This is a genomic window from Gilliamella sp. Gris1-4 (genome assembly GCF_001690335.1).
Lineage (GTDB): Bacteria > Pseudomonadota > Gammaproteobacteria > Enterobacterales > Orbaceae > Gilliamella > Gilliamella apicola_P.
The window spans coordinates 1-2240 of the sequence record NZ_LZHA01000011.1; the positions used below are offsets into that span (position 1 = coordinate 1).

The 2240-nt window shown below is 43.5% G+C and carries 3 protein-coding genes; 2 read left to right on the plus strand and 1 reads right to left on the minus strand.

The features are described 5' to 3' along the window. Nucleotides 1-222: 222 nt before the first annotated feature. Nucleotides 223-564 carry a hypothetical protein gene (locus tag A9G31_RS01155; protein ID WP_065560069.1) on the minus strand — a complete coding sequence of 114 codons (342 nt, stop codon included), beginning with the start codon at nt 562-564 and terminating at the stop codon, nt 223-225. A gap of 73 nt (nt 565-637) precedes the next feature. On the opposite strand from A9G31_RS01155, the gene A9G31_RS01160 reads away from it, so the two are divergent. Beyond that, nucleotides 638-1849, plus strand: coding sequence for a hypothetical protein (locus tag A9G31_RS01160; protein WP_065560070.1), 1212 nt, complete (start codon nt 638-640; stop codon nt 1847-1849). Nucleotides 1850-2021: 172 nt separating this feature from the next. Further along, nucleotides 2022-2240: hypothetical protein (locus A9G31_RS01165; protein WP_141671332.1), on the plus strand; the 219-nt coding region annotated here is incomplete at its 3' end.

Genomic DNA, 2240 nt, shown 5'->3' on the forward strand with positions numbered 1-2240 from the left:
CCAAAGCAACGCACTTAACCCGCTAACAAATCTTTACAATAAACCAACAAAAAAAGTGGCGCATTATTCATCATCAAGTTATAATTTTTGAGCTTATACAGGCAAGGAATCGCTCAAAAATCAGGCAAATGGATATAAAAGTTCATAAAAAACAATAAATTACTTGACAAGGAAATAAAAATGCATTACCATGGTTGGCATCTGGCATCTGGCATGCCAAACCTATGCCCTAAATCTTATTGATTCGCACGGTAGCCAAAGTAGGTCGCCACAGTTATTTTCATCATCGAAGTCATTTCGCGTAGCGAAATCGACGCCGTCATCGGGGTCTTTACTGGCGATGCTGTCGGCGGATTCTTCGACAACATCTTCGGTCACATCATCGGTCATATATTCGGCAAAATTATCGTCGATATCCAAGTGGTTATTAAAACCGCCATTGTTATCCAAACCGCCGTTACTATTTAAATCACCATTGTTATCAAAATCGGCACTATTCTTCGCACCGTTGTTGTTATTGTCATATACGCAGGATACAGAGGCGTTAACGGTAAATACAACCAATACTATTCACGGTAGTGGGCCGTATTTAACGTTTGATGGTGGGCGGACAAAGGCAACTAATACAGACACTTTTTTGGCAATCGAGTTGCCTGATGGAAGACGTATCACTCAGTCAACAAACACATCAAGTGTTACAAATCCGATAAGGTTACCAAGTGGAAATTATACATTTAATGATATTCATACGGTATTGCCATCGGGTGCAACATCTATTAGTTTAAATAGTCTAATCAGCCAAGGGAAGTGGGGAGATGATGATGGGGATGGACAGGGTACAAATGGTGTTACTGCAACAGGGAGTATATCGTTAGCAATAAAGGATAAAAACGGTAGCACGGTTAATCGTAGTGATACATTAGATATATGTAAAGCGCCTTATAAGGTCACTTTAGATAGTACAGGGGGAAGTTTAACTACACAGTATGGAGTGCCAAATAGTAGTCGTTTTTACGGAGGCACAGCGGTTTATTATATCACTTTGCCGTCACAGCCGGTTATTTGTTCGGTCAGGCCGAATCTAAACTTTGGCTCAACCAGCTCCGCAGGCCCATCTAACATATGGAGTCCTACTAAGGGCTTTTTAGTTCAGTCAACAAACCCATCATCTTACAGCAGAAACTTTCCTACTACAGGTGCAGATGGATTGTATTTTGATTTGGACATAGGAGGGATAGACGCAAGTCAGTTGAGTTGGGCAGTTAACACAAGTGGTAGTCTAGGGATAACGGTGAGTTGGAGGTTGCCGAACCAAGGTGATATATGGATTACAGATAAATCCAAAAATGTAACACGGGTAACATTAACAGGTCCTAGGGCAAGTAGTAGTCAGATAAGCTCAAGTAATCCTGGTTCACTTACACGTCCATCTTTGCCACAGACCTTCGAGTTGGTGGGTAGGGATAGTAATGGTAATGAGGTGAGGTATGGATTTGTGTTAAGGCAGTGGTTCGTCAATCGGGGGAGTGTAAAGAAAGATTATAGTGACCAATTAGCATGGTGTAATCGTTTGGGTTATCGAATGCCACGGGTAAGGGATTTAACCAATTCAAACTATGACTATTTAGGCGCAGCCCCTCGTTCATCAGTTAATGCTTACATGCGTCACATAGGAGCAGGATTTTTCACGGAGTGGGGCAGCATGGGCGGCTACGCTGATGCGGGCTTCGTCGGCGGCCTCTACTGGACGAGCGACGCTTCAGGTTTCTACCAGTTCCGTGTCTACTCGACCTACGGCGCCGTCGGCAGCGGTTCCTACAGTCCTTTCGCTGTTTGCACCGCACCTTAGTTCTTAGCGTTTAGTTCTTAATCCTTAGGACGCGGGGGTGGTTATGGTGCTTGAGAGGATAATATAACAAAGAACAAAGCCCCCGCGTAAGTTGGGGCGTTTCCCTTAGGGTTGCGCCGTTGTGGCAAAGCCACAATAGCGCCGCCCCCCGCCGCCGACGCTGAAAGTGTCGATGGCGGTGGCACAAGGGCAACCAAATAAAGAAGGTCATGCAATGGAAATAGAACAAAGATTAGCATTAAGTGAAAATCCGATTCATTTTTTGAGAGAAGGTCTTTTTTTAAAGACCTACAACCAATCATTTTATGTGATGACTCAATTATTAGGATTCAACATAAAACCGATAATCAAACACATAAAAAAACTCGACCAAATTATTGTGTGTGGCGGG